Origin of the sequence: Pseudonocardia asaccharolytica DSM 44247 = NBRC 16224, assembly GCF_000423625.1 — a bacterium.
Taxonomy (GTDB): domain Bacteria; phylum Actinomycetota; class Actinomycetes; order Mycobacteriales; family Pseudonocardiaceae; genus Pseudonocardia; species Pseudonocardia asaccharolytica.
Genome location: NZ_AUII01000042.1, coordinates 1 through 26,578, shown reverse-complemented (window position 1 = coordinate 26,578; position 26,578 = coordinate 1). Strand labels below are relative to the sequence as shown.

Annotated in this window: 25 protein-coding genes, 4 pseudogenes and 1 other annotated feature; of the genes and pseudogenes, 6 read left to right on the top strand and 23 right to left on the bottom strand. The window is 66.9% G+C overall.

Going from position 1 to position 26,578, the window contains the following annotated elements; translation table 11 throughout:
* On the bottom strand, positions 1-197 hold a 197-nt coding region (locus tag G567_RS0123505; protein WP_425414269.1), incomplete at its 3' end, for a transposase.
* Between the two features lie 550 nt (positions 198-747).
* On the bottom strand, positions 748-1,152 hold the full coding sequence (locus tag G567_RS30985) for a type IV toxin-antitoxin system AbiEi family antitoxin domain-containing protein (protein WP_147201247.1): 405 nt from the start codon (positions 1,150-1,152) through the stop codon (positions 748-750).
* 549 nt (positions 1,153-1,701) lie between these two features.
* On the opposite strand from G567_RS30985, the gene G567_RS0123495 reads away from it, so the two are divergent.
* A complete protein-coding gene (locus G567_RS0123495; protein ID WP_028931864.1) occupies positions 1,702-2,106 on the top strand; it encodes a hypothetical protein in 405 nt (134 codons plus the stop codon).
* A gap of 45 nt (positions 2,107-2,151) precedes the next feature.
* Here the strand turns inward: G567_RS0123495 and G567_RS33635 are convergent.
* The 6 genes and pseudogenes from G567_RS33635 to G567_RS0123455 all read right to left on the bottom strand — a co-directional run bounded on the left by G567_RS33635 (position 2,152) and on the right by G567_RS0123455 (position 6,326).
* A pseudogene (locus tag G567_RS33635) lies at positions 2,152-3,379 on the bottom strand (IS3 family transposase).
* Positions 2,973-3,101 (bottom strand) — a sequence feature (AL1L pseudoknot). It overlaps the preceding pseudogene by 129 nt.
* Before the next feature lie 241 nt (positions 3,380-3,620).
* Positions 3,621-4,154 (bottom strand): nuclease-related domain-containing protein, encoded by a 534-nt coding sequence (locus tag G567_RS30980; protein ID WP_161631747.1) that lies wholly within the window; start codon positions 4,152-4,154, stop codon positions 3,621-3,623.
* 251 nt (positions 4,155-4,405) lie between these two features.
* Positions 4,406-4,660, bottom strand: coding sequence for a ricin-type beta-trefoil lectin domain protein (locus G567_RS34970; RefSeq protein ID WP_028931861.1), 255 nt, complete (start codon positions 4,658-4,660; stop codon positions 4,406-4,408).
* 10 nt (positions 4,661-4,670) lie between these two features.
* Positions 4,671-5,408 carry a hypothetical protein gene (locus tag G567_RS34965; protein ID WP_161631746.1) on the bottom strand — a complete coding sequence of 246 codons (738 nt, stop codon included), beginning with the start codon at positions 5,406-5,408 and terminating at the stop codon, positions 4,671-4,673.
* Positions 5,409-5,539: 131 nt separating this feature from the next.
* A complete protein-coding gene (locus G567_RS0123460) occupies positions 5,540-5,830 on the bottom strand; it encodes a hypothetical protein (RefSeq protein WP_028931859.1) in 291 nt (96 codons plus the stop codon).
* Between the two features lie 76 nt (positions 5,831-5,906).
* Entirely contained in the window at positions 5,907-6,326 is a 420-nt protein-coding gene (locus tag G567_RS0123455; RefSeq protein WP_028931858.1) for a hypothetical protein, read from the bottom strand.
* An 8-nt stretch (positions 6,327-6,334) separates the two neighbouring features.
* On the opposite strand from G567_RS0123455, the gene G567_RS0123450 reads away from it, so the two are divergent.
* Positions 6,335-6,637 (top strand): hypothetical protein, encoded by a 303-nt coding sequence (locus G567_RS0123450; RefSeq protein ID WP_028931857.1) that lies wholly within the window; start codon positions 6,335-6,337, stop codon positions 6,635-6,637.
* Between the two features lie 56 nt (positions 6,638-6,693).
* Here the strand turns inward: G567_RS0123450 and G567_RS37295 are convergent.
* Positions 6,694-7,044, bottom strand: a pseudogene (locus G567_RS37295) (GntR family transcriptional regulator); the annotation flags it as partial.
* Positions 6,980-8,473: an NF041680 family putative transposase gene (locus tag G567_RS0123440; protein ID WP_037057958.1), complete on the bottom strand. Its 1,494-nt coding sequence runs from the start codon at positions 8,471-8,473 to the stop codon at positions 6,980-6,982. The pseudogene G567_RS37295 and the gene G567_RS0123440, both read right to left, overlap by 65 nt.
* 455 nt (positions 8,474-8,928) lie before the next feature.
* On the opposite strand from G567_RS0123440, the gene G567_RS33620 reads away from it, so the two are divergent.
* The gene (locus tag G567_RS33620; RefSeq protein WP_211224044.1) at positions 8,929-9,804 is read left to right on the top strand and encodes a hypothetical protein; all 876 of its coding nucleotides are present in this window, start codon (positions 8,929-8,931) and stop codon (positions 9,802-9,804) included.
* Positions 9,805-9,902: 98 nt separating this feature from the next.
* Here G567_RS33620 and G567_RS0123430 read toward each other — a convergent pair whose 3' ends face one another.
* From G567_RS0123430 to ribA, 4 genes are all read right to left on the bottom strand, one after another.
* Positions 9,903-11,408: a class I adenylate-forming enzyme family protein gene (locus G567_RS0123430; RefSeq protein ID WP_028931854.1), complete on the bottom strand. Its 1,506-nt coding sequence runs from the start codon at positions 11,406-11,408 to the stop codon at positions 9,903-9,905.
* A gap of 7 nt (positions 11,409-11,415) precedes the next feature.
* Entirely contained in the window at positions 11,416-12,798 is a 1,383-nt protein-coding gene (locus tag G567_RS0123425) for an aspartate aminotransferase family protein (protein ID WP_051233477.1), read from the bottom strand.
* The gene (locus tag G567_RS30970) at positions 12,791-13,168 is read right to left on the bottom strand and encodes a RidA family protein (protein ID WP_037057957.1); all 378 of its coding nucleotides are present in this window, start codon (positions 13,166-13,168) and stop codon (positions 12,791-12,793) included. The genes G567_RS0123425 and G567_RS30970 overlap by 8 nt, the downstream gene beginning before the upstream one ends.
* A 169-nt stretch (positions 13,169-13,337) precedes the next feature.
* A complete protein-coding gene (gene ribA / locus G567_RS30965; RefSeq protein WP_084796397.1) occupies positions 13,338-14,660 on the bottom strand; it encodes a GTP cyclohydrolase II RibA in 1,323 nt (440 codons plus the stop codon).
* A gap of 1,033 nt (positions 14,661-15,693) precedes the next feature.
* Between ribA and G567_RS34570 the strand changes: the two genes are divergently transcribed.
* A complete protein-coding gene (locus tag G567_RS34570; protein ID WP_147201249.1) occupies positions 15,694-16,203 on the top strand; it encodes a hypothetical protein in 510 nt (169 codons plus the stop codon).
* A gap of 12 nt (positions 16,204-16,215) precedes the next feature.
* On the opposite strand, the gene G567_RS30960 is transcribed toward G567_RS34570, so the two are convergent.
* The 3 genes from G567_RS30960 to G567_RS30955 are packed head-to-tail and all read right to left on the bottom strand — an operon-like array spanning position 16,216 to position 19,700.
* Entirely contained in the window at positions 16,216-18,423 is a 2,208-nt protein-coding gene (locus G567_RS30960; protein ID WP_147201250.1) for a N,N-dimethylformamidase beta subunit family domain-containing protein, read from the bottom strand.
* Between the two features lie 19 nt (positions 18,424-18,442).
* Positions 18,443-19,198, bottom strand: coding sequence for an SDR family NAD(P)-dependent oxidoreductase (locus G567_RS0123390; RefSeq protein ID WP_028931851.1), 756 nt, complete (start codon positions 19,196-19,198; stop codon positions 18,443-18,445).
* Positions 19,199-19,202: 4 nt separating this feature from the next.
* Positions 19,203-19,700 (bottom strand): flavin reductase family protein, encoded by a 498-nt coding sequence (locus G567_RS30955; RefSeq protein ID WP_051233475.1) that lies wholly within the window; start codon positions 19,698-19,700, stop codon positions 19,203-19,205.
* Positions 19,701-19,818: 118 nt separating this feature from the next.
* Here G567_RS30955 and G567_RS0123380 point away from each other — a divergent pair, with 118 nt between their 5' ends.
* On the top strand, positions 19,819-22,260 hold the full coding sequence (locus G567_RS0123380; protein WP_161631745.1) for a LuxR C-terminal-related transcriptional regulator: 2,442 nt from the start codon (positions 19,819-19,821) through the stop codon (positions 22,258-22,260).
* 20 nt (positions 22,261-22,280) lie between these two features.
* Here G567_RS0123380 and G567_RS0123375 read toward each other — a convergent pair whose 3' ends face one another.
* The 4 genes from G567_RS0123375 to G567_RS30950 all read right to left on the bottom strand — a co-directional run bounded on the left by G567_RS0123375 (position 22,281) and on the right by G567_RS30950 (position 25,597).
* Entirely contained in the window at positions 22,281-22,529 is a 249-nt protein-coding gene (locus G567_RS0123375; protein ID WP_028931849.1) for a hypothetical protein, read from the bottom strand.
* Between the two features lie 64 nt (positions 22,530-22,593).
* Positions 22,594-24,039 carry an amidase gene (locus G567_RS33615; RefSeq protein WP_084796395.1) on the bottom strand — a complete coding sequence of 482 codons (1,446 nt, stop codon included), beginning with the start codon at positions 24,037-24,039 and terminating at the stop codon, positions 22,594-22,596.
* Entirely contained in the window at positions 24,039-24,446 is a 408-nt protein-coding gene (locus tag G567_RS0123370; RefSeq protein WP_028931848.1) for a YybH family protein, read from the bottom strand. Before G567_RS0123370 ends, G567_RS33615 begins: the two co-directional genes overlap by 1 nt.
* Positions 24,446-25,597, bottom strand: coding sequence for an LLM class flavin-dependent oxidoreductase (locus G567_RS30950; RefSeq protein ID WP_261763871.1), 1,152 nt, complete (start codon positions 25,595-25,597; stop codon positions 24,446-24,448). The genes G567_RS0123370 and G567_RS30950 overlap by 1 nt, the downstream gene beginning before the upstream one ends.
* A 252-nt stretch (positions 25,598-25,849) precedes the next feature.
* Here G567_RS30950 and G567_RS34565 point away from each other — a divergent pair, with 252 nt between their 5' ends.
* Positions 25,850-26,008: an IS3 family transposase gene (locus G567_RS34565; protein WP_211224043.1), complete on the top strand. Its 159-nt coding sequence runs from the start codon at positions 25,850-25,852 to the stop codon at positions 26,006-26,008.
* A 29-nt stretch (positions 26,009-26,037) separates the two neighbouring features.
* On the opposite strand, the pseudogene G567_RS34560 reads toward G567_RS34565, so the two are convergent.
* Positions 26,038-26,209 (bottom strand): annotated as a pseudogene (locus G567_RS34560) (IS256 family transposase); the annotation flags it as partial.
* Between the two features lie 16 nt (positions 26,210-26,225).
* Positions 26,226-26,396: pseudogene (locus tag G567_RS34555) on the bottom strand (IS5/IS1182 family transposase); the annotation flags it as partial.
* Positions 26,397-26,578 lie beyond the last annotated feature (182 nt).

Below are 26,578 nucleotides of genomic sequence, written 5' to 3'. Positions count from 1 at the left end.
CTGCCATTACGGGAATTGCCGCTGCCGCGTCCGGCCGGGTCGTCGCGCTCGTAGCCCAGGTGGTGGGTCATCTCCGCCTGCAGGGCGCGTTCGAGCACCGCCTTGGTCATCAGGTTGAGCAGCCCGTCGGCGCCGTCGATCGGGGTGCCCGCGGCCTTCGCATCGGCCAGCAGCGCGTCGATCGCCGACGCGTCCAGCGCCTCGGCGAGCCGGCGGGCCGCCGCGGCCTCGGTGTCCGGAACGGATTGGTCCTTGCTCACGTGGGTGTCCTTCCCGGCCGCTGTGTCGATCACAGCAGCCGATCTTGGTCCACCCGCGGCTTACACCGTTCGCGTGACACGCCCGCGCCGCGACCCGGGCCAGGGTCCAGCGCTGGTCCTCGACCCAGCCGTGCCCGGCCGGACCAGCGGCCAGCTCCGCCTCCCGCCTGGTCAGCTGCCCTCATCCAGCCGGCACCGCGACCCGCCCGGCCCCGCGGAGGCCGGCGCGGCCCTCCCACCGCTCGTCGCGGCCGGCCTCCAGGCGTTGCTTGGCGCGGGCCTCGAGCGACAGGCCACCGGAAATCCGGATACCTCATGCCGTGAGCATGCACACACCCGACCGCCGACGTCCGCACGACGGACCACCCCGAAACCCCAGCATCTCAACCTGTGTTGCGGTCACGAGCCAGCCGAGCCCCGCCCCTTGCCACCCGCTCCTTGAGCCGATCCCCGAGAGCCCGCTGGAACGACGCGGCGTCCGGGTACCTCAGATCTCGGCTCCGCTCAAGATCTGCTCCACGAACCGGCGAACACGATCCGACCGCTGCTCCGCTGCTACCCGAAGCCGCCGAGGCGTGATCAAACCCCGCTGCAGCGCCTGCTGAGTGGCCAGCTCCACCTGCTCCGGTTGGGCGCCCGCCTGCAGGGAGTCCAGGATGCTGCGTGCCGGCGTGGTGGTCGGCAGGCCGTACACCGTCTGAACCTCAGACGGACCCGGCGGCCGTTCAAGGGTATGCAGCCGAACACCGGGCCGGGCCCGTTGACCCCGCTGGGCTCGGGGAATCGACAGGTGCACCGCCGCCGGGATCACGTCGGACAGCCCGTGCAGTTCCAGCGCACTCTCATGGGAGACGACAGCATGGGTGTCTCTCAGCGGCAGCCAGGCCGCCACCACGTGCTCGTGCTCGCTGGTCGGAAAGTGCCGCAGCCGGTACAGCCCACGGCGCACCCGCATGTACCGCCCGCCAGGCGCCGGGCGAGCGCGACCGAGCTCCGCAACCGCGACGGCCACGCTCGCAACGACCCCGGCAGACTCGCCGATCACGTCCAAGCAGTCCCCGAACCAGCGCGCCGACCAACAACGTGGACAATATCCGCCGACCCCAGTTCGCCCCCGCCAGCCCGTGGGATCAATCGTGGTCCGAGATACAGGCGACCAGAGTGACCGAAGTTGAAGATCATCGACCTGTCGAAGACTTTTTGCAGGTCAAGAGTGGGCCCCCGGGGGAGCGAACCCCGAACCCGCGGATTAAAAGGGGGCACCTGCGCCTTGCGCAGGACCTCTACCTGCAACTATGACGACGATCCGGACCTCGTGGTGCGACCGAGTCCACACGAGCCACCGCGGTTTCGCACCACGAATGACTCCACGTGACGCATCATCTGCTCTGCGCCGAGTCGGCACCGAGACCTCACTCGACGCGTCGGGCAGGATCGAGGTGTGTCCGACGAGCAACACGCACCTGGCACCCACATCGTCCAGTTCCGGGTCACCGTACGGAACATGCTCCCGGAAGCGCTCGCAGCGATCCACCGCGAACGCGGCAACACCCAACTCGCCGATCAGTACGCAACCGAGGTCGCCGAGTCCCAGCGGCTGGAACTCGAGCTCATCCGCGAGGTCGCCCTCCCCGGGATTCCACGTGTCGGGGAAGAAGTCTGGGCCAACCCGAACTGGGAGCCGGTTCCCGTCGTGCGCGTCGAGTGGATGCTGGGCCTCGACATGGATGACGAATCCTTTGTCACCGTCTACCTCGCCGACCTCGACGAGGACGAGGTCGGGGCCGAGTACGGGGCAACCGAACTCCTCCTCGACTCTGGATGGCGGTCTCGCCTCGACCTGTAGCCGTCAGTGAACCGCCCCGGGTTCGGTAGAGACTCCTTGTTGGGGTCAGGCGACCAGGCTGACCAGGTCGCCCAACTCGTACAGGGCCTCGCACTCGACCGGTGGCCTGCCCCGCAGGACCCATGAAGTCGCCGATTGTTGTACCAATCAACCCACGCCGCGGTGGCGACGTCGACTTCACGAAGACTGTGCCACGGACCCTGCGGCTTAATCAACTCGGTCTTGAACAGGCCGATCGTTGATTCGGCGAGGGCGTTGTCCAGGGCATCGCCGACGGTGCCGATCGAGGCGTCAATACCGGCGTCGATGAGGTGCTGGGTGAATCGGAACGACGTATACTGACTGTCGGCGTCAGAATGATGCACCAGCTTGTCGGCGTCGACCGGTTTCCGGTAGCGTCGCATGCGTAGACCCATGTCGATCGCGTCCAGCACGAGGTCGGTTTCCTTCGACATGCTGGCTGACCAGCCGACGATTCTGCGGGAGAACACGTCGATCGCGAACGCTACGTACACGGTGCCCGCCCAGGTCGACACGTGGGTGAAGTCGGCCACCCACGGCCGGTTCGGCGCACCGGCCGTGAACTGGCGTTGCACCCGGTCCGGAGCCTTCTCGGCGTCCGGGTCGGGCACCGTGGTCCGGATCGTCTTCCCGCGTACCGCGCCGGCCAGGCCCAGCGCACGCATGAGCCGCTCGACCCGGCAGCGGCCGACCCGGATCCCTTCCCGGTTCGACGCCCACCACCCCTTCTTCGCCCCGTACACCGAATAGTTGTCCTTGAACACGCGCACGATCTCTTTCTTCAACTCCTCGTCACGGACCGCCCGCGGCGACGGTGGTCGGGCCCGCACGGCATAGTAGGTCGACGGAGCGATCTGTACACCAAAATCGGTCAGCACGGCGCAGATCGGCTCGACTCCGAACCGGTCCTTATGTTCCGTGATGAACGCTACGAGCGTGGCAGTCGAGGGTCGAGCTCCCTCGCGAAGAAAGCCGACGCCGCCTGCAGAATCTCGTTCGCTCGCCGCAGCTCCGCGACTTCCCGGCGTAACTTCTTCAGCTCCGCCGATTCCTCACTCGTCGGGCCCGGCCGCGACCCGGCATCTACCTCGGCCTGGCGCACCCACTTGCGCAGCGTCTCCGACGACACGCCCACCTTCGCCGCTATCGAGCAGATCGCCTCCCACTGCGACCCGTACTGCCCGACCTGCTCAAACACCAGCGCGACCGCGCGTTCCCGCACCTCACGCGAGAACTTCGACCTCCGAGCCATGATCTACATCCTCCACTCAAGGGTGGAGCCTCCATCAGACCCGGGGCGGTTCACAGCTCGTCGGGAGTCGGGATGCCGCCACCACGAGAGCGACACCCAGCGACTTCATGCCCAGGGAGGCGCCGAGCGACCGACCACCGGGCAGCCGGCGTACCTTCCTACGGTTGCCTCGGGGCTGCACCAAGCACGATCACTACCGACGGCGTCCCCGGTGCCGAGCCTGGCCGCCCTCCACACCCGTTCAGGTCGGAGGTGCCCAGCTGGTGGAGCGGCGCGCCACTTCGAACACCGCGGCCACCTCCCGCCGGGTCAGACGCGCGGGCATCAAGGTCAGGGCGGGGATCAGCCGGTGCGGCGGCACCACCGTCGCCCCCGGCGCCCGCCGGTTGACCACCACCGTGGCGCCGACCACCGCGATCAGCGGGCGCACCACCAGCGCCGCGGCCAACCCCGGCTCACCCGCGGCCGCGAGCGCGCACCCCAGCAGCCCGGCGGCGCGCTCGGCCTCCCGGCGGGCCTGGCCGAGGTAGGCGGTGCGCCGCCCGTTCACCACCAGCTCGTCGCCGTCCAGGACCAGGCGCCCGGCCCGGTGGTGCTTGGTGTTGATCGTAACCACCCCGGGTGGCCCGATCACCACATGATCGATGTCTCCCCGCGGGCGGCCCCGCGCGTCGACCAGCGGGATCGAGTGCAACGCCCGCCATGCCGGCGGGCGCCGCCACAGCCGGCTCCACCACGACGGCCGGGCCAACCCCGTGAGGAGGTCCCCGATCACGGCCTCCCCGTCGGCGCCGACCCGCCACGACCGGTCCGCCCCCGCGCCCTCGGCCCGACGACGACGGGCGGCCTCGTGCGTGATGCCGATTCCGGCACGTTCCGGGCCAGATCCACCCAACCTTCGCCGTCCACCCGCCGACCGTCCATGACGGTCAGTGTGCGTCCAGGCACCGACAGTCCTGAGCACCATCGCGGGTGCGTTCCGCGACCGAGTCTCGGCGACGGCCGCGGCCAGGACTCAGACCATGGTCAGGGGGTGGCCGGTGCCGCACTGGGTGGCCCGCGCACGGTGGCCGGGCCGGTCCGCTCCAGGCACAGGCCGGTGGCCGGGTGGACGGTGGCCCGGGAGGACGCGTGCCAGGTGCGCGCGCCGGCCGCGGCCGCGGCGCAGTCGGTGATCCCGACCCCGGCACTGACCGTGAGGCAGCGGGACCCCTCGCGCAGCTCGCCGGCGGCATAGGTCCAGGTCTGGCCGGGCGAACGGGTGCAGGCCGCGGCCCACACCGCGGCGCTGTCACCGGCGGTCAGGCACAGGCCGGCGGCCGTCGCGGAGGACGACGGTGCGGCCCGACCGGGGCCACGGAGGTCGCCGCCGCGGCCGTTCCCTGCGGCGGCTTCGCGGCCGGTGGCGCCGCCGCGGGCGTTGCGGCGCTGGCGCCGCCGCGGGCCGGCGCCCGCGCCGAGTCCGGCGTCCCGGATGGGACGTGGGCGGCGCGGACGACGGCGGGATCACCGCCCCGCCCGGAGGAGTTGGCGGCGGCGCGGGGGGAGGGCCGAGGATCTCCGGAGACCCGGGCGGGGACACCGGCGCGAGGCTCGCCGGACCGGAGGCCACCCCAGTCTCGGGCGCCGCGGCGGGGGTGGGGCGCACCGCGAGCGCGACCCCGCCGGCCAGCACCAGCAGCGCGATGCCCGCCACGACCAGGCGCCCGCGCGGGCGCGGCCGGGGGCCGGCGGGGGCGAGGGTGGGGGTGTCGTCGTCGATGGTGGCCCCGTCGGGGTGGACCAGCAGCCGCCACCGGAGGCTTCCGCGGTCGGCGATCAGGACCGCGGGGATCGGGTGCCCGTGCCGGCGCGCCGCCACCGCGACCGCCGCGAGCCCGACCGCCTCCGGGTCCTGCCCGGCCGGCACCGCCACCGCGCGGCCGTCCACCCGCAGCGCCGGGCCCGCACCGGGCTCGTCGGAGACGACGATCTCGACCGGTTGATCGCGAGTCGCGGCGTCCTCCACCGGCCCCTCCCTACCGCTCAAGATCACACCCGTGGGGTGGAGGATGGCACCCGGCACCGACAACACACCACCCCCGCCGACGCGGCGACGGCGCGCCCGGGCGTGGGGCGCGTCCCCGGACAGCCCCCGGAGGAGACCTCGGGGTCACGAGATCAATACCGGTCGTGTCCGCCGTCCCCGGCGGCAGGCCAGACCGCCTCGAGCGCGTCGCCGAGGTCGGTCAGGTCGAGCGCGCCGTCCTCGGTCAGGCCGGGAATGACGATGATCTCGGTGTCCCCGACGGTGACCCGGTACTCCCGGCGGCCGAGCCTGGCCGCGGCGGTGTGCAGGGCGTCCGCGGCGGCGGCCAGCGCGCCGGCGTCGGTGGCCTGGTGCCCGCCAGCGAGCACCACCACGTTCTCGACCCCGCCCGGCAGCACCCCGAGCCGCCATGTGGTGTGCATCCGGGGATGGTGACGCACTCGGCGCGGCCGCGTCGGTGGCCGCGCCGAGTTGTCCACAACCCGGGCTGACCGGCCGTCAGTCCTCGTCCCCGGTGGGGTGGTCGCCCAGCAACCGGGCCGCCTGCCGCCAGGCCCGCAGCAGACAGGAATACGCGGTCGCGTCGCAGACCTCCCAGGTCACCGGTCCCACCCGCAGCCGCACCATGGGCGCGACCGCCGGGCGGGTCGCGGTGGCCGCCCGACCGGGCTCGGCGGCGGCGATCACCTGCGGCACGCCGGCCAGGCGGACCAGCGCCGAGACCGTCGACGGCCCCACCACCAGGGGGCGGCGCCCGGTCACTGCCGGGGACAGCGCCTGCGCCAGGACCGCGGCGTCGCGCCAGCCGTCGGCGATCGCCCGGGCGGTCAGCGCGGAGCGCAGGTAGACCAGCACGGTGCCCAGGCTCAGCCCGAGCTGCTGCTCGGGGGTACCCACGTGGGCCAGGTCCAGCCGCACCCGGCACGATGCTGGCCACCCGGACCACGACGGCGAGCACCGCCGCCGCCGAGGGGATCGTGCGGGCCGGCCGCTGCGCGGCGGAGAAGGTGTCGGGCGCGGTGGTCGGGTTCATGGTGGCCTCCGGTGTGTTGGTGGGCCTGACGGCCCGTCCCTGGGGTGGCGGGGCGCTGTTCCCCCGCCGCCGCAAGGCGACCCGGCACGGCCGGCGAGGCTCGCGGTCACGGGCGGCCCGCCAAGGCCGTCGCGCAGCGACGCGGAGCGCAGCGCCGCGCCCGGCGGGCGAGCCCGCCGGGCGCGGCGCCGGGTAGGCGCCCGCGCCGTGCCGGACCACCACTAGACCCGCCTCGACCAGGTGGCGGTAGGCGCGGCGGGCGGTGTTGCGCGAGACGCCGTACTGGGCGACCAGCTCGGCCTCGCTGGGCAGCGGCTCCCCGGCCCCGAACTCGCCCGCCTCGAGTCGCGCCTTCAACTCCAGCGCGATGCGCTCGTAGGCAGTGGCCGGCGTGACGTCCGCCAGCGGGCCGACCACCTTGCGTCCCTGGCCCGGCACCACCTCGATCAGCCTCTCGTCGACCAGCAGCGCCAGCGCCGACCGCACCGTCCCCCGCGAGACCCCCAGCTGCTCGACCAACGCCGACTCAGCTTGTCGTTTAACCGCTGATCTGTGTGTCGTTGCTGTCGGTGGCGTTTGGTTTGACGCTCTTGCCGACGGCATAGCGGGCGGCGCGGTGCCGGTTCTTGGCGCCGGGCGGGCGTCCGGGTCCGGGGCGGGAGGGTTTCGGCGCGCTGGCCGGCTGGGTGGTCTTCTGTCGCAGGTGGCGAAATCCTCGGCGGACCCGGGCGGGGGTCAGCCGCTCCGGCGGCAGCGGTCTCTCCCAGGGCCGACGCAGATCGGCCGCGAGGGGTCGGGCCAGCCGCAGCCGGGTGTGCGCGGCGATGATCAGCCAGGTCCAGCGGTCGGCGGCTTCGGGTGAGCGGATCTTCGGGGCGGTCCAGCCCAGGGTTTGCTTCCAGAGCCGGATCATGTGCTCTTCGTCGAAGCGGCGCAGGTAGGCCTGCCAGCAGCGGATGACCTCGGCGGTCAACTGGTCGGGGTCGTCGTCGGTGTCGGCGGCGGTGTGCGAGGACCACAGCCAGACCGGTCTGGCCTCGCGTTGGCCGGGCAGGTGCTCCACGGCCAGGCGGATCAGCGTGCCGTCGACGATCGGCAACCGCCCGGGGTGGGCGGCCCAGGCGCCGCGGTGTTCCAGCCGCGGGTGCATCCGAGCCCAGCCGGTGGCCTCGGTCCGCCCGTAGCGGGTGGTGTCGGTGATCGAGCGCGTGCTCGGCGCCGGCCAGCTGCCGGGGTCGGCCAGGGCCATCGCCGGCCCGTGTCGGCGGGGCCGGCCGAGCGGTCCCGGCCGGCCGAGCGGGCGCGGTGGCGCCGGGGCGAGCAGCACCCGGTCCGCACGGATCCGCCCGATCAGCTGGATCGGCAGGTCGGCCAGGACGAACGCCAGCCGGTGCACGTCGTAGCCGGAGTCCAGGACCACCATGATCGGCGGATCGCCGGGGCGCCAGTGCCCGGCCGCCCGCAGCCGGCCAACGACCCCCCGCAGCTGGTCGGCGGTGACCGCGGTGGCGTCATCGGCCGGGTGCAGCTGCCGCGCGTCCAGCGCCGCGGTCCAGCTGGTCGGCCCGCTCTCCAGGGCGACCACCAGCTGGTAGGGCCAGCCGGGGATCTGCTGGTCGGCGCCGCGGGCCCGGCCGCGGCCGTAGACGTGGCAGAACAGCCGCTGCGGGCAGGTCGGGGCGTCCGGGCGCAGCCACGGCGTGGCATCGACGGCCAACACGATCCGACCACCGAACATCCGCGGCACCGGCAGGGCCGCCACCACCTGGCGCAGCCGCTCGATCTGCACCCGGCCGTGATTGAGCGCGTCATACAGCGCCCCGTGCCCGCGGCGATGCTCCGGGACCAGGCACAGCCCGACCAGCGAGCGCACCGGACCGTCGGCGCACAGCACCGCGTCGGCCAACTCGAACAGCTCATCGCGCCGCCGACCGAAGCACCCGTACAACTCGCCGCGGAACCGGCGCAACCGGTCCGCGGCCTCCGCGGCCGGGCTCTTCTCAACCCCGCCGACCAGGTGAAGACTGTCCATCACGGCCACCGCCGCTTCCTCGAAGCTCGTCACTCCGAAGGATCACGCGGTGGCCGCCTCATGCAACCCCTAATCACAGCAGTGTCATCCAAGGGCCTCGGGGGTTAAACGACAAGCTCAGACGGAACCAACTCCCCCGGCCGCAGCTCCCCCCCGCCGGATGCGCCGACGCAGATCATCGGCGATCTGTCGGTAGGTACCGCGGGGGGCCACGTTCGCGCGCTCCTGCTCGTTGTCATAGATCCGGCCAGGACCTCCAGGTTAACGACGAGCAGCCAACACAGACCGCAGAGGGCCTCCAACCCGGCCAGCGCACGATGAGGTGATCTCAGCAAGAAGTTGAGCGTGGTCCGACGCGACAGGGGCACTTCGGGCGAGCCGGACGGTGCTGGCGTGGGCGTGGGGCCCTCGATAGGGAGTTCTCACCACAAGATCCAACCCGCGGTGGACCCCACGTGATCACGTATCGTGCCGTGCTCGGCGTCCCCCGTGAACTCGTCCGCGAGGTGGCGAAGCTGCTGCGCGCCGAGCGGCATGCTCGCGGCACACGGACCGGATCCCGGGCGTTGACCTGCTGGTACCAGGCGCTGCTGGTGCTGGCGTGGTTCCGCACCAAGGGCGAGATCGAGATCATCGGCGCCGGGTTCGGGGCGTCACGCGCGACCGCCTACCGCGACCGGGACGCGGTCGTGCAGGTGCTGGCCGCGCAGGCCCCCGACCTGCACGAGGCGCGGCGGGAGGTGGCCGCGCAGGGCTGGTCGCACATGGTGCTCGACGGGAAGGTAGTCCACTCCGGGCGGTGCGCCGAGACCACCGTCAACACCAAGCGCAAGCCGATCCACTCCTGGCACTCCGGCAAGCACCACGCCTTCGGGCGGCAACGTGCAGGCCATCCTGCGACCGGACGGAGTGTCGGTCTGGGTCTCCGACGCGCACCCGGCCGCTGCCACGACCTCGCCGTCGCTCGGGATGCCGGTGTCCTCGGCGCGCTGAACTGGGCCGCATCCCGGCTCGGGCTGCCCACCCTCGCCGCCGCCGGCTACGAGGGCGCAGGCCGGGCGTCAAAGTGCCGATCAAGCAGCCCGGCGGCGGGCAGGTCCTGGCTCCGGACAACCAGGCCTACAACGCGCTGCACCGGGCCACCCGCGCCGGTGGCGAATGCGGCTTCGCGCTCCTCATCGGCCGTTGGCGAGCCCTTCAACGGATCACCGCCAGCCCGAGCAGAATCGGCACCCTCGTCCACGCCGCGCTCGTTCCCACCCACATCGAACACGCCCCACTACGCGCTACTTGCTGAGATCACCTCAGTGCCTCGGGGCAGTCCAACATGAGATCGATCCAGGCGCTGTCTCGACATGATGTCGAGTTGATCGGGCGGGTCTACGGATCGACGAGGCGCTCCGAGCGCGACTGAATTCGACAGGGCAGTTCAGGACGTCGTCAATTCCTTCCTCACCTGGCCGCGGAGCACCTTGCCGTACGCGTTCTTCGGAAGCGAGTCGAGGAATTCGATGCGCTGCGGCTTCTTGAAGCTTGCGATGTTGTCTCGACACCACTCCATCAGTTCATTGGGAGCCACAGCGGACGAGACCACGACAGCCGCTGAAACTGACTCGCCCCACTTCGGATCTGGCTCGCCGAAGACACAGGCTTCCTTGACCGCAGGATGAAGGAGCAGCACCTCTTCAACCTCTCTCGGGTAGACGTTACTGCCACCCGAGATGATCACATCGTTCTTCCGTGACAACAGATACAAGCGGCCCTTCTCGAAGCGCCCGACATCGCCGGTGTACAGCCAGCCTCCACGGAGCGCTTTAGCGCTGGCATCGCTGTTGTTCCAGTAGCCCTGCATGACCACATCGCCGCGGACGCAGACTTCGCCTTCAACGCCATCCGGGACTGGCGACCCGGACTCGTCGACCAAGCGGGCTTCGACATCGGTGCGGACGATTCCTACCGACGACAATGCCTTCCCATGATGGTCCTGCGGGCGCAGGTACGTGATCGTCATTGGCGCCTCACCCTGGCCGTAGAGCTGGACAAAGATGGGCCCGAACCGATCGATGGCTTCCTGTGCGAGGCGCGGATCTATCGGGGCGCCTCCGTAGACGATCCGCCGGAGCGACGAGGTGCGGCGCTCCGGGACAGCCTCGACGAGCATGTGGATCATGGTAGGCGCGAGGAAGGCGATAATCGTTACCTGCTCCCGGTCGATCGTCGTGAGAACGTCGTGGGCGTCAAAGGACTTACCTGCGTAGACGTGGTTCCTCGAACCGCGCGCGATCGACGGGAGGGTATATAACCCGGACCCATGAGACAACGGAGCCACATGGAGGGCGACGTCCTCGGGCTGGAAGTCGCACATGTCGGCCAGGGCGTTCATCGTGCTCGCGCAGAGATTTCGATGCGAGAGCATCGCTCCCTTCGGACGGCCCGTGGTGCCCGAGGTGTAGAAGAGCCATGCCACGTCATTCGGATCTACCACTTCGTCCATGAAGCCGGTCGGCCGGCCACTCTCGACGATACCGGTGAAGGAACTCGGACCGTCCTGGCCGACGCCGATCCGCTCGACGTGCGGCGACGAGGCGAGGGCCATGTCGACAACGCTGCTCGACTCCTCAGCGAAGACGATCGCCCGCGAGCCAGAGTCCTTGAGGATGAAGTCGAGTTCGGACGAGTGGAGCTTGGCGTTCACGGGAACGGCCACGAAGCCACCCTTGAACAAGCCGAATAAGGTTGAGAAATACTCAGCCCTATTCGGCATGAAGATGGCCACGCGGTCGCCGCACTTGTATCCCCGGCGCCTGAGGCCATCCGCAAACGCAGCGGCCTGTGAGTCGAGTTCGGCGTAGTCATGCTTGGTGGCGCCGTCGTCAACCGCAGCCCGTGTGGGATGCGCTCGAGCGGCCTTGGTCAAGAAGGTCCCGACGTTCAAAGTCAATCTAATCCTTCGGATATTCGTGCTTAAGCAGCCGACGAAGCGCCGAGTCCAGGCGGTCGACCACGTCCGCCGCGTCCTGCGCGGTAAGGCATAGCGGCGGGACGAGTCGCACCACATTGGCGTGAGCCCCGGCCTTGGTGATGATCACAGAGTCGCTGATCTCGTCGGCGAGCGCGGCCACGAGCTCGGTCGCCGGCTCCTTCGTGTCCCGATCCTTCACCAGCTCCATGCCGATCATCAGGCCTCTGCCGCGCACGTCGCCGATGACCTCGTATCGGCTCTGGAGTTCTTTGAACATCACCAACGCCTGGGCGCCGACAATCTTGGCGTTCTCCTGCAGGCCGCCGTGGTCGAGTGCGGCGATGACACCGCGGCCGGCCGCGCAGCAGGTGGGATTCGACCCCATGGTGCTCATAAACGTTCGGCTGGTCATCGCCTCCGCGATGTCGCGACGGGCGATCACGGCCGACAGCGGGAAGCCGTTGCCGATGCCCTTTGCCATCACTACCATGTCGGGGACGATGTCGTGCTCCGTGAACCCGAAGAAGTGCGCCCCGGTGCGGCCGACGGCGGTCTGCACTTCATCCGCGATCACGACTCCGCCGAGCTCGCGCGCGAGAGTGCTCGTCTTCTGAACATACTCGGACGGCAACGGGATGACGCCGCCGTAACCCTGGATGGGCTCGAAGATATAAGCGGCGATCTCACCGTTTGTGGACGCCGCAATGCTTGACCGAAACTCTGCGAGATAGGGTTCGACCCCGGGACCATGGATCCCCCGGTATTGGTCAGGATTAGTAACATGAACGATTCCCGACACGCTTGGGATCTTCTGATGGAAGCGGGCGATCGACGTCGTCGCATTGGCTGTGGCTCCGACCGCTCCGTGGTAGGCCGAGCGAAGACTTACAATGGTGTGCCGCTGCGTGTAGTTGCGCGCCATTATGAGAGCGAGGTCGACTGCTTCGGTCCCGCTACTCATAAAGTGAACCACCCAGTCACCGGGTGGCATCTTGGAGACGAGCGCTTTCGCGAGTGAGGCGGGCCCAGGATGCATCCACATTGTGGAGCAGTGCTGCATATCCTCGAGCTGCTCCCGCACCGCTGCCATCACGTAGGGACTGCGGTAACCTGCACTGATGGCCTGGTTCATCGCCACGGTGTCGATATAGCGGTTCCCGTCGCTGTCAAAAAGGTACTGCCCCAATCCGCTCTTGAACAGGATGGGATTTGTCGTCGCTTGAAACGTCTTCAGCACCGGCGTGAGGTAGTTCTCCCTGTCGGACAGGGCGGTGTCGTAGTCCCACTCGAGAGGTGGCAGTGTTTCGCGGAGCTGGGATTCGGAAAGAGCGGACGCGTCCGGCAGCACGAAAGTTTCAGTCATCTAGTTCTCCTTGGGGGTTAGTCGCACGCCGTCGGATCGCGACCACTTCGATCTCTATCTCCGCTCCGAGGGCGAGCTGATAAACGCCGATAGTCGAGCGAGTCGGGAACGGGTCCGAGAAAAACTCTCGATAGACACGATTGAAGTCATCGTACCCGCTGAAGTCGGTGAGGAAAACCCGTGTCTGCACGACATCCGCCAGGGATGCGCCGCTTGATGCGAGAAGTGTCTCGATGCTCTCGAGACAGACTCGTGTCTGTTCTCCGATGCCACCGGACACGACGGCTCCGGTCTCGTCGATGCCGATCTGTCCGGAGGTGACAATGAGGTCACTTACCCGGATGGCGCTGCTGAGCGGTGCCTTGGCCAAGAACCCCTGAGGCCTTTGGACGCTCCACTCATCGCGCGACAGCGTGCGACCGGTTCTCATTGTTGTCCCCAATCTGGTAGCCACTCTGAACGAGGGGCGCCTGCTGGTGCGTCATCCAGGATTCAGTCGACTGTTTGCGCCGTCTTGGAGTTCCCTACTTCAACCGCCGTCATGGCGGACGAACCCTCTCCACGCTGTTCTTCGTACTGGTCAGGTGAGTCGGACGGCCGCTCGAGTCAGGCAACATTGCTAAGAGCGTGATGAGGTGATCAATTCGCGAGGTCTTCGCGCTGAGCTGGCTGACGCCGTCCTCGGTGATCGCGATGGGCAGTAGGGATACCCGCTCGGCCACCTCGATCCCAGCCTCCGTCATGGCGCGGCACTTGTCCGGGTTGTTTGTCAGCAGGCGAATCCGCGCCACGCCGAGGTCGCGGAGGATCAGCGCGGCATCGGCGTAGTGTCTGCCGTCGTCCGGCGTGCTCAGCGCGATCTTGGCGTCGACGGTCTCGTAGCCCTTGTCGTGTAAACGGTAAGCAGCGATCTTCGAAGCGAGACCGGTTCCGCGACCCTCGTGGCCACGAAGGTAGACCAGGAGGCCAGCGTGGGCCTCGGCAATCATACGTAGCGAATCGGTGAGCTGTGTGCAGCAATCGCAACGGAGCGACGCCAGCACATCCCCAAGGGCACACTGACTGTGCACCCGGACGAGGGGAGTAGTCGCCTGTTCGAGGTTGCCCATCACAAACACAAGGTGCTCAACGCCGTCGTCGCTCCGGTAGGCATGGATGGTGAAGTCGCCAAAAGCAGTCGGGAGCTGGCTTGCCGCCACGGCCTCCACCGAGCACTCCCAATGGTTTCGGAAGGTGACCAGCTGCCGCACCGTGACAACCGGCAAGCGGTACTTGTGAGCGAACTCCACGAGGCTCGGTGATTTCAGCAGAGAGCCGTCCTCGGCGACGAGCTCACACACAACGGCCACTGGAGCGACTCCGGCAAGCCGACATAGATCGACGGCCGCCTCGGGTACCTGCGCATGACCTCGCACACCGTCGGGGTGAATCCGAATCGGCATGACATGTCCCGGACGGCAAAGATCATCAGCCATGGTGGTCGACTCAGCGAGCAGGCGCACAGTCCTGGCGCGATCGCGGGCCGAGATCCCGCTGGTGATCCCGTCACTGGCGTCCACGGCAACGGCGAATTCCGGTCCGGAGCGCTCTCTCCCTGTCGGGACCATGGGGGGCAATGCCAGGCTATCCGCTCGATCCGACGGCATGGCTACGCACAGGAACCCGGACGTGTGCCGCACGAAGAACGAGATCCGCCGCCAGTCTGCGAACTCGGCAGCCATGATCAGGTAGCCGAAGCCGTCGGGCTGGCCGTCGCTGACGATAACGGCCACACCGCCGCGCGCCAGCTCGCTCGTAGCGGCGGAGAGCACGTCACGTTGACGGTCGACATCCAGCGGCCCGCAGACCGAGTGGTTCACCATGGCACCTCGCCCTAACAGAAGTGATCGTGAGCGACCGCTGGCCACCAGGACATCGCCGCCAGCCATTGGGCCTGGCGGCCAAGCCTCGGCACCTGCGCGGGTCGAACCCAGCGGTACGCGTCGGGCTCCCAGTTCAGCGTCAGCCGGAACTGGTGGGTTGATGCTACGAATGTGTACCGTCCAAGTCTTCCCACCACAGGCGTCAGCCAGCTGCAGTGTCGACCATGCCGTCAAATGGTCGAGATCGTCGATGGATAGCCCCGTCTCCCTTCGGAGCTCTTGGACGGCGTATTGAATCGGTTCATTGCACTCCTGCCCCATCGGGTCAAATCGTATGCTCACCACTCTGGCCGGGGTTCAACGGTGATGGATCAGTGCAACTACCGACTCGGGTACGGAATCGCGGGCTGTATGCCGTAGTTATTCATCATGTCGCGGTTGATCGTCGGCGTGTGGGTCCTCGCCCAGGGTGGCGGCAAAGTCGCGATGAACGGGCATTGACGTGCGGCGACACGCGAGTGTGAGGACGAGGACGGGCACGGGCCCCAGCGTGATCATCAGGGTGTCGAGGTCCTGGATCACGTCAGGAGGCCCGTGCCCGCACTGCCAGTCTTGCCGATCGTTGCCGCTCGGGATCAGGCGGAGGTCGATCCCGACCGGATGACCCCGGCCGCCGTCCCGCCCGACCGCGCGTTGTCGCTGGTCGCCGCGCCGGCGACGGTTTCCGGACCCGCGTAGGGCGCGCGGTGTGCGCCGCGGCCTGCTCGCGGTACCGGTCGTGGCGGCGTGTGCGGTGCCGGCCCGGGGCCCGCGCGTTCGCGGCGATCGGCGGGTACGCAGCCGACGTGGGCGCCGAGTTCCTGACCGGACTCGGGTTGGCCGACCGCGCGGTGACGCCGCACGAGTCCACGCTGCGGCGGGCGCTGCTGGCGATCAACCCGGCGGCGCTGGATGCCGCGTTGCGCACCTGGACGCGCGGGCACCTGGACCCCCGACCGGCCCGGAGGGCGTCCCGGACCGGGGCCGGCGGCGGGTGCCGGCCCCGGACGGCAAGACCCTGTGCGGCGCCCACATCCGCGCCACGACAGCGGACACGACGGCGGGGGTCGGCGGCACCGTCCAGGCCGTCGTGCGCCCGGATGGCCTGCCGATCTGGACCTCCGCGGTCACCGAGGGCCACACCCACGACCTCACCGCCGCCCGCAACGGCAGCGTGCTCGGCGCCCTGGACTGGGCCGTGTCCCGGCTGCGCCTGCCCACCCTGGCCGAGGCGGCTACGAGGGCGCCGGTCGGGGTGTCCACACCCCGATCAGGCAACCCGGCGACGGGCAGGCCCTCGGCGCCGACAACCAGACCGACAACGCGCTGCTGCGCGGCGCCCGCGCCCGCGGCAAACGCGGCTTCGCCCTGTTGGTCGGACGCTGGAGAGCGCTCCAGCACATCACCGCTGGCTCCGGCCGAATCACCGACATCGTCAAAGCTGCACTCGTGCTCACCCAATTCGAGCATCGCTACCTACGCATTTTTTGCTGAGATCACCTAATGTCTGATTCGCCTACGTGCGCCGTCTGGCCATAAACGCGCGAATGACGTTCTCCGTCATTCTGGACACACCGTTCTCGGTCTTGTTGTGCAATAGCGCGCCCGACCATGCGATGGACCCGGTTGAGAAGACCTCTCCACCGCCGGGCGTCCTGAAATACACGATGTCCGCGTGCACCTCGGGGTCTTGCTCGCCACCGCCGTGCTCGGGCAGATTCATGGGGATCTCTTCGATGACGCGCTGGTAGAAGTTGGAGTGCCCCCGCGATGACGCCAGGACCACCGCGTGCGGCGGTGTGCCCAGGGCCCGGTCCGCGCGGTCGATCTCATCTCCTGCCGCACCGCCCATCACCTCGCCATAGTCACCGATCGGGTCCACCTCGACACCGTCGAAGACCCACTCCCACTCCGGGGCTGCGGCAGCTTCCGATCGGTAGTACGGCGCCGAGCTTCCCCAGCCCTGTGCCGCGAAGCCGACGCCGCATAGTTTTTGCGGGGCTCGACCTCGGTGGCGCCACAGTCCGCCGGGGCGGCCGGTGGACATCAGCGTCACCTCTCCGGGCAACGATTCCCAGCATCGGATTCCAGCATGACCTCGCCGGATCTCGACGACGAGCGGTGCGGTGCTGAAGACACCGGTGACCCAGTACCAGCCGTTCCCGCCGAGGTACAGCAACCCACCACCGTTGTCTCGGTACTCAGTGAGCGTGTCGAGCATCTCCTCGGAGGTGTACTCGGGGTGTGAGCCGGAGATGATGGCGGCATAGGACGCGAGGTAGCCGGGGCCGCGGTTGTGGATTTCGTAGTCGGTGACCACGTCGGCATCGATCCCACGCCGCGCGAGCCACTCGATCAGGTACATGTCCGAGGAGAATCCGCGTCCAGCGTCGACCAGCCACATGCGATAGCCACGTCGCATGTTCACGATTTGTCGCCGCGCCGACGAGGTGATCACGCCGCTTCCGTCGGGATGCGTGTCGTATTGCGAGAGCCCGAACGATGGGTCGCCGACATGGGCCTCATCCTCGCGCTCGACGGTGACTTCTTTGTCCGTCATCGCGCTGGTGTCTAGGCCGTTGAAGAGCGCCTCGTTGGCATACGCCAGATAGGTGAAGGTGGGCAGGACGACCAGGACCTTGTTTCGAGGATCGGTCTCCTTGGGGACCACTGTGATCGGTACCGTATCCGAGCCCAGCGCGTTGCTGACCACGATGCCGTAGACGCCACTGGGCAGTGGGTCGGGCAGCGGGGCGGAAAGCGCGGTCTCCCATCCGGCATCGAGTAGATCCGTGGCATGGAAGTGCGCGGCCGCATACTCAGACGGAGCATAGTTGAAGTCGAGATGGCGTCCACTGAAGCGCCGTCCTGTCACCCCGCGCGCGGGGCCGTTCACGAGCATGCCATCAGGCTGCCCAACAGCGACGGCGGCCGCGACAACGGGATCGGAGCCATGACGGAAGGAGAGATCCCACCCGGCGACGACCTGGAGGTCGCCTATCTGGACCTCTCCCCGGGCGATGGCCTCGGCCTCTGCTTGGCCGATCACCGCCGTGGTCACGAACGGGTCTTCGACCTTGCCGTTGAAATGGTCTTCAGCGAGGCCGATCACTCCATTCTCACACTGTGTGATGCGCCGAGCGTTGCGCGCTCCTACGGTCACCGCGCCGGTGAGCTGGATGGTTGTGCCCGGCCACGGTGCCGTTACGTAGCCGGCCGCTCCGCGCAGGCCGTCGACCGGTGCGACGGTGATCGTGGCGTCGTCACCCAAGCTCGCTACCACAAGATGCCAATGGTGGTCTTCCAGGCGAGGGCCGATCACCACCGGGGCGGAGCTGGTTGCCGAGACGATGGCCGGCCTACCGTCCACAAGTTGCAGCGTGGGCCCATCGCCGAGCGCCACGAGCGTCTGCGTGCTTGCCGAAGCAAAGTTCCCCGACCAGACAAAAGCGCCAAAGGAAATCGTTGACGACTGAGCTGGTGCATCTGCGCTCGGCTCACCGAGGAGGAACGAGCCGACACACGTCTCCTGAATCGATGCGTCGTAGGTCCCGGCGTTTATCCACGGGATCTCGGAGTCGAGTGAGGTGTCCTGCACACTTGCGTTTATCAGCCGGGTCAAGCTGATGTCCACAGGGCCCTCGGCACTGACCTGAACTTGAATTATTTGCCCTTGCTCATAGCTGAGGAAATCAGTGTACACGCGGACGGGAAGACTAGTCATTGATCGCTCCTTGTGGTCCTTACGCAGGCCGACCCGCCAAATATCCGCCGTCTACAGCAAGGTTCACGCCGTGGACATAGTCGGCTAGCGGCGAGCAGAGGAAGAGCACAGCATTCGCGATCTGCTCGGGGGTAGCCCATGCTTTCGCGGGAATCGTGTCAGCGATCGCTTCCTTGGTGCCTGAGTCGTAGATAGACGTCATCTCGGTATTGGTGAAGCCAGGGAGGATAGAATTGATGTTGATTCCCTCGCTGGCATAGTCGAGCGCCATCTGCCGAGTCAGGTTGACCAGGAGCCCCTTTGACGCGCAATACGCCGCGAACCCGGGATTGCCGACCTGCCCGGACACAGAGCCTACGATGACGACCTTTCCACCTCGACCACCCGCGCGGATGTGACGGAGTGACTCGCGGGTTCCGAAGAAGAGACCGTCGGCATTTGTTGCCATGTGGCGCCGCCAGAGCTCGTCCTCGGTGTCCAGCGCTGATCCGGGAGCGAGCACGCCAGCGCTGTGTACGGCGATGTCGAGGCCATTTGAGCTGGCGAGCTCTGCGAACACCTTGGCGGTCTCCGCGCTGTTGGTAATGTCGAGTTGCATGTGGATGATGCGCTCCGCCGTCCCCGGCGGGCACTCCAGTTTCGGCGCATCTGCTCGTCTGGACAGGGTCACCACACGAGCCCCGGCTTCGGCGAGCCGGTAGGCGGTCGCAAGGCCAATGCCCGATCTTCCACCCACGACGGCGGCGGTCTTCCCTCGAAGATCGATCGTAATCATGGCTTCAACTCGCTGCGACGGTCACGAAGTTGCTGCGGTGAAAGACCAGTGGCAGCGATTGCACCTGGTGCTCGATTGCATTTATCTCGAGGACCGCAAGATAGTGGTCCCCTACTGGAAACTCTTCGATCTGCTCTGCCTCGAACCACGCGGAAGCTCCCTCGAACAACAGCGCACCCGAGGCGAGTCGCGTCACAGGTGTGTCGGCGATCCGCATGCTTGCCTCGCCCGATGAGAACTGGCGGGCGAGGCCCGCTTGATCACGGCTCAGGATCGAGCCACCGATGCGACCGGCGCGCTTCAGGCACGGCCAGGTGGTTGACTCCTGGCGAATGGAAACCACGAGCAGCGGGGGTTCAAGCGACACCGCGGTGAATGAGCAGACCGTCATCACCACAGCTTCACTTTTCGATTCTGCCGCCAGGGCGAGCACGCCTGTCGGTACGCGGCCGAAGAACGCACGTAACTGCAGCTCACTAAACGGGGCGGTGACAAGGTCCACTTCGCGCTCCGATCAACGCCGAATCTCCGTCTGCCGCAAGTTTGCGCGGGGAGCAGCGCGGATAGATCAGTGCAACTACGGACTGGGATGCTGATTGATCTGCATGGCCAGGAACGGCGTGATCCCGCATCACCAGATTCCGGAGTGGTCGAGATCACCAGAAGTGGTGTACGATGCGCCCGTCTTCGTCATGTCCGCGGGCCATCGCTTATTCCCGAGGGAGGATGGAGGGAGGATGTACGTGCGCGGAAACCTGCCCGTCGATGTCACTACCTTCGTGGGCCGCGGCACCGAGGTACGCGAGGTCCGGCGCCTCATGCGACAGTCACGCATGGTCACCCTGATCGGGGTCGGGGGCGTGGGGAAAAGCCGCCTCGCCCGAGCCGTAGCGGCCGATATCAGGCGGGCATTCGACGCAGGGGTGTGGCTGGTCGACCTGAGTCCTTTGACTAGCCCAGACTTGATCGAGAGCGCAATTCGCGACGTGCTGCCTGGGGCGCCGAGCACAGGGACACTCTGGGAACAGATTGGGCAGCGCGCCCTGCTGTTGCAACTGGATAACTGCGACCATCTTGCGCACGCAGTGGGTCCGATGATCACCGAGCTCCTGCTTCGGTGCCCCGGCCTGCGCGCACTGATCACCAGCCGGTCGGCACTTGGAGTCAGCGGCGAACAGGTGTACGATGTGCCGCCGCTCGGCCTGTGCGCGACCGGGTCCAGCCTGTCGGAAGCAGCCACCTTGTTCCGAGATCGCGTGCGTTCGCTGGACAGCAACACCTCGATCGACTTCACCGCGCCTGAGGTGGTCGAACTCTGCCGCCGGCTGGACGGTCTCCCGTTGGCCATTGAACTGGCCGCGCTGCGCACTCGTGCCTTGTCGATCACTGAGATCGTCAGCGGCCTGCAGGCCCGATTCGATCTTCTCGACGGGGGACCCTGCGATCTTCCCCCACATCACCAAAGCTTACGTGCCCTGCTGAAATGGAGTTGGGATCAGTGCTCGTCAGAGGAACAGCGCCTCTGGTCGGGCCTGGCCGTGTTCAGTGGGTCAGCTTCCCTCGATGCGGTGCTCGCGGTGGCCGATCTGGGTCGCCAGAAGGGCATCCGGCTGGTCGAGTCTCTGGTGCAACGCTCGGTGCTGCATCATGTGCAGACCGATGGGCCTTCCCGGTACCGGATGCTCGACACCGTCCGGGAGTTCGGAGCGCTCATGCTGCAGGACTCGGCGACCGACCCGGCCACGGTCGAAAATCTGCGGGTGCGTCATTCGACCTGCTACCTGGAGTTGGCCAACCAAGCCGGCGCCGACTGGTTCGGTCCGGATCAGCACTCGATCAGCACCCACCTCAAGGCAGAGATCGCCAACATACGGACCGCCCTCGAAACAGCGCTTGCTGATCAACACCATTGCGAGCAGGCAGCGCGGGCGATTGCCTCGCTCTGGTTTTACTGGGTTGGCTGCGGCCACATCGACGAGGGAAGGTTGTGGTGCGACAAGGCCGTAGTAGCACTCGGCCGCTTTAGCCTCCCGTTCCCATCACAATTCCTGTGGGTCCGGGGGTGGATCCAACTCATCACGGGTGACACCGATTCTGCGCAGAGAAGTCTCGCCGCGAGCCTGGAGACGGCTGACCGCGAGGACGATACGCGCAACGCCGCCTATGCCCAAGCCTTTCTGGCGGCCCTTCATGGCTTCGCCGGCGACTACGCCGCGTTCGGTTCCGGCTATTACAAGGCGATCGTATCCGCACGGGCCAGCGGCGACAGCCTCGCTGCGGCAATGTTCCTGGTGCATCAGGCGGAGATCCGCAGCCTCATCGGAGAACATCAGATCGCCCTGCGCCTGTGCGAGCAGAGCGCGGAACTCTGTCAGGCGCACGGTGACCGCTGGTGCCTCTGCTACACGCTTTGGGTCAGAGCACTGTGCCACTACGTCACGGGCCAGACCAAAACTGCGCGAGAGCTGGCCTTGGACGCTGCTCGGTTGGCATTGATGGTTGACGATCATCTCGCCGCAGTACTGGTGGCGGAAGTGGCGGCTTGGTCTATGGCTGAGGAAGATCCGACGCGCGCGGCAATGCTGCTGGCAGCTACGGAGCTCTACTGGAGGTTGTCAGGAAAGGTGTTGCTCGGATTCGACCGGCTCATCGGCCACCGCGATGCGTCGCTGGCCACCTTGGCACACACCCTCACGTCCGCAGAGTGCGATGAGGCCGCAGCTGCCGGGCAACGCCTCGGCGATGCCGGTGTGCGGGAAATCCTCGCCGCAGCATTCGATGAGCTGGGACCATCCTCGCCACAACCGGTGGCAACCAGCGACGAGCCGGAAACACACAAGCCGGACAAGGGTGTTCTCGATATCCTCAGCGCACGCGAACTGGAGGTCGCAATCTTGGTGAGCGAGGGCAAGACCAATCCGCAGATCGCGCGCGAACTCATTCTCGGGCGCAGAACTGTCGATACACACGTGTCAAACATTCTGGCCAAGTGTGGGCTGCGTCGGCGAACTGAGATCGCCGTTCTCGTCTCGTCGACGTCAGATTCACTGGGCGTGTCCTAATCATCTTGCCCAGTAGCGGATTATCGGTGGCCGTGATCGCCAGATTGGGAATCGAAGTGAACTCGAACCCAGCCGTCGGCCACCCAGCCATGCTCCGCGGCGAACGCGATCATCTCGTCAAAACCGCGCCGCCATTGTTCATCGTCGGGTCCGAGTTCACGCAGAACCGAAACCTTCAGCCAACAATAGTCGTCGGCGTAGATGCCTACCTCGAACTGATCCAAGGCCGATTGGATCTCAGCCGGAGACAAGTTGCTGGATGCGGACATCCGCCGGAGGTCGTCGATGTCCTCTAACCACAGGCCTCGCCCTCATTGCTCCCGATGATGACCTTCATCGTCGGCCCTTCTGGGTGGTTACGTGGACAGCTGGACCACACGTAGCCCACGGCAGAGCGTGCTCCAGTTGCGCCGCCGTCCTGAGCAGGATGTCCTCGCGGTAAATGTCTGCACTCAGCTGCACACCCAGCGGAAGTCCGTCACTGGACTGCGCAAGCGGCAGCGTGATCGCCGGTCCTCCGGTGACGTTCGAAACTGCACATGTCGGATAAGGCAGAACGCACCGGCGCACCCACTCCGCAGCGGTGTACTGCGGATTGTCGGCATCAAAAGCCCCAATTGAGGGGGCAGGGCCAACCGACGTCGGTGTGACCCACAGGTCCCACTTTTGGTAGAATGACCCTAAGATTCTGCTCACCGTGTTGTTTCTGTCAAACGCGACAGCGAGCTCCACCGGGCTCAGGGCCTGGCCTGCCTCAGCACACGCGACCGTCGTAGCCTCAAACAGATCTCGGTCTACCCCGGCTCTCAGCAGTGGCACCACAGCTGCCGCCGTTCCAGCACACCAGGTGGTCGTGAGTGCGGCCAGAAAACCCTCCCAGTCGATCTCAGGTTTCACCTCCTCCACCACGTGGCCCAGCTCGACGAGCGCAGCAGCCGTGATCTCGATGGCGTTACGCACGTCGGGAGGAATGTCCTGCCCGTCCCAACCTTGGGCCGTGACGGCGATACGTAGTTGTCGCGGTGAAGGATCCTCTACCTCCTCTCGGTAGGGCCTGGCTGGGGCGGGCGCCCCATACTTCTCGCCGGGAGCATTGCCATGCACGAGATCGAGAAGGTGTGCAGAGTCTCGTACTGTCCGCGTGACAACGAACTCCACGACGTTTCCGTACATCAGTTCCTGCTGCCCAGGACCGATCGGCACCCGCCCTCGGCTCGGCTTGAGCCCGACGAGGCCGGTGTGTGCAGCCGGGATGCGGATAGACCCGGCTCCGTCGTTCGCGTGCGCGACCGGAACAATCCCTGCGGCCACGAGAGCTGCCGAGCCGCCGCTGGAACCGCCCGGGCTCCGCTCCGTATCCCACGGGTTGCGGGCAGGCCCTCTCCACTTTTGGTCAGTGGTGACACTGAGCCCGAACTCGGGGGATTTCGTCGTCCCGATCAGGTTCAGCCCCGCCGCGCGGAAGCGACTCATGAGAATGGAATCCGCTTCCGGAGCAGCCCCTTCCGCTAGTGCTGCGCTCCCTCCGTGGCTGGGAACTCCGGCGGCAGTGATCAGTAGGTCCTTGATGGCGAAAGGGACACCAGCGAACTCGCCCCGCGGGTCCGATGGCTGCGCCGACTCAAACGGTCCTTCGGTGAATGCTCCGATCCGAGGTTCGATGGCGTGTGCCGCTTCAAGTGCGGTCTGGTGGATTTCGGCCGCCGTGACCTCGCCGACCCGGATCAGGTTGGCGAGGTCGACTGCGTCGCGCGAGCTATACTCCTGCCACGACAGCATCAGTAACTCGCTCCCTGTGAGGATGAACCCCCGATCGAGGTCCAAATGTCGCGGTGCATACGCCAGACGCCGTCGGCTTCGAGCCGATGGACGATGAGGTAGTTGCTGCAATGGACTGTCTCGCCCGCATCATCGCGAAATGTGCCGGCGGCCCGCCCTTCCTCAACGGCGATCAGGTTGTCGGATGTGAACTCGACGACCTCCACCTCCTGCTGGACGAACCCGAGGTCGAGCCACTCGGAGAACACTCGCTCAATCGCCGTTCTCCCCTGCACGACCTGACCGTCCGGCATCAGGAGGGCACCGTCCTGGGTGTAGAGCGAAGCAAACAGCGCTGCGTCCTTCTGCTCGATGCTTCGCACGACCGCTGCGTGGACCTCCGCCAGCTGCTCGCGCGAATACGCCATCAGGCTGCGCCCTCCTCGATCGTCTTCTCGTAGCTGGTCTTCTGCCGAGGGTCACCCGGAAGCAGCCCGACGGGACCCGAGCGCACGACACCGGTCGGGTTGGAGAAGTAGGGGATGACGTAGCGGCCGAGGTTCTCGATGGTCTGCATGATCTCGTCGTGAGTACCGCCGTCGATACGCAGGACGATCTCGTCGGCGCCGGCCTCCTTGTGGCGCTGGACTTGCCCGATGATGTACTCGGGGTCACCCACCAGGATGGTGGGGGTGTTATCGCGCAGCCACTGGGGGTCATCCACGTGCTGACGGAGCTCCTTGATTCGGACGAACCCGCCATACTGTTCGGGCGACCGCTCAGCGAGCTGCACGTACACGTCGTTGATGATCATCCGCGCAAACTTTAGCAGATCATTCTCGGCGAGCGCGAGTGCCTCGTCGTTCGTCTTCGCACACCGTGTCGTCATCACGCTCGATGCCGCTGACTTGACCGCGTAAGCACCGACCGAGTTGACCTCCGACTCGTCGACCTCGTTGTAGGCGCGCAGGTACTCCTCAAGCGTCTCCCACCCGAGATAAAGGTCGGAAGTGATCATCCCCAGCCCACGCCGACGGGCATCCGCGGAAGACTCCGCTGACTGGCAGATCTTGTACAGGGGCGGGTGCGGCTCCTGAACCCCCTTTGGGGTCAGGCGACGCTCAGGGATCGAGCCCCAGTGCTTGCCCTCGTGGGTGAATGTGTCGTTGCTCAGGGCATTCACAATGAGGTCAAGCGCCTCTTCGGAACGTCCTTTCGTCTCTTCAAGCGAGACCCCGAAGGCGTCCAGCTGCAACAGGGTGTTGCCCCTGGCTGTGGTGAGCTCCACGCGGCCGTTGGAGAAGATGTCAACCGTCGCCAGCTGCTCGGCGACGAGGATCGGGTGGACGACAGGGAGCAGGCGACTCATGTGCCGCAACCGGATGCGGCTGGTTTTCAGCGCGACCGCGGTGAAGAGGCACTCGACCGACGGCGTGACCGCAATGTCGTTGAAGAAATGGTGTTCGGATGTGCCCCAGCCGTGAAAGCCCATCTCCTCGGCGAAAACCGCTTCCTCGATCATGTCGAAATAGCGACGGTGATGAGTGCTCCCAGGCTGGGTCCCGCACTCGGACATCATGACGAAGCGCATAGCAGGTCAACTCTCTTTCCTAGACGGGTCTCCTGACTGGCTCGAGCATTGCCCGACTCTGGAGGTCCGCGGATCCGCACTCTTACCGAGACGCCTACGGACTTGCCGCGCCAGCCGTCCAGGGGGGCGGCGCCGGAACTCCGGCGGGTAGGGCTTGGGCACAGCGAACAATCTCCTTCTACAAGATCATTGGGCCCGATGTTTCCTCATCTTCGTGTCCGCCAAACGGGGTCAACATCAGTGTTGTCGCGCCACGAGTTCGACGGCACTACGAAGGCCCGCGCGGTGGTGATCGACTGGTGCTACGGGTTCTACAACCACCAACGCCGTCACAGCGCCGCGGCCGGACTCTCACCGGTCAACTACGAGACCGCCGCCCTCACCCGGGGAGCGGCATAGAGAACCCTCCACGATCTTGGGGGAAGCACATTGACCCGCGGCGCGACTACCTCCACCGCGCCCGCGCCGGTGAGCACCTCGCGGGGGCGGTGGTAGCCCATTGCGCACCACCAGCCGGTGCCCGTCCTCGTCGCGCTCGCCGGCGAACCGGGCGATCTAGGCCTCAACCTCAGCCTGCAGAGCCTCGGCCAGTGAGCGTTTCTCAGTAGCGGCATGATCATGTTGTTCTGTCGTGTTCGATGTGCAGTAGCATGAGCGCGGCGGCGGTGATGTCGCCGATCCGCCACGGGCACGGGCTGACCCGCCGCCGCGCTTTGAACGTGGTTTTGAGCAGCGAGTTCCCGCGTTCGGCGAGTGCTCGGGTGGCGGAGTGCAGCATGTTGACGCTGCGCTATCGACGCTCAGCTTGTCGCCGCTGGCCTTGCTGGGTGAGGTGTGTCCGAGTTAATGAAGCAGCCGGGCGATGGAATACCCGACCACGAGCGGGTAGTGATCATCGGTGGTCCTTGCTCGTGTTTCGACGGTAGTTGATCCGTGCCTCGCGGGCCGCGGCGAGCCCGTCGCGGCGGG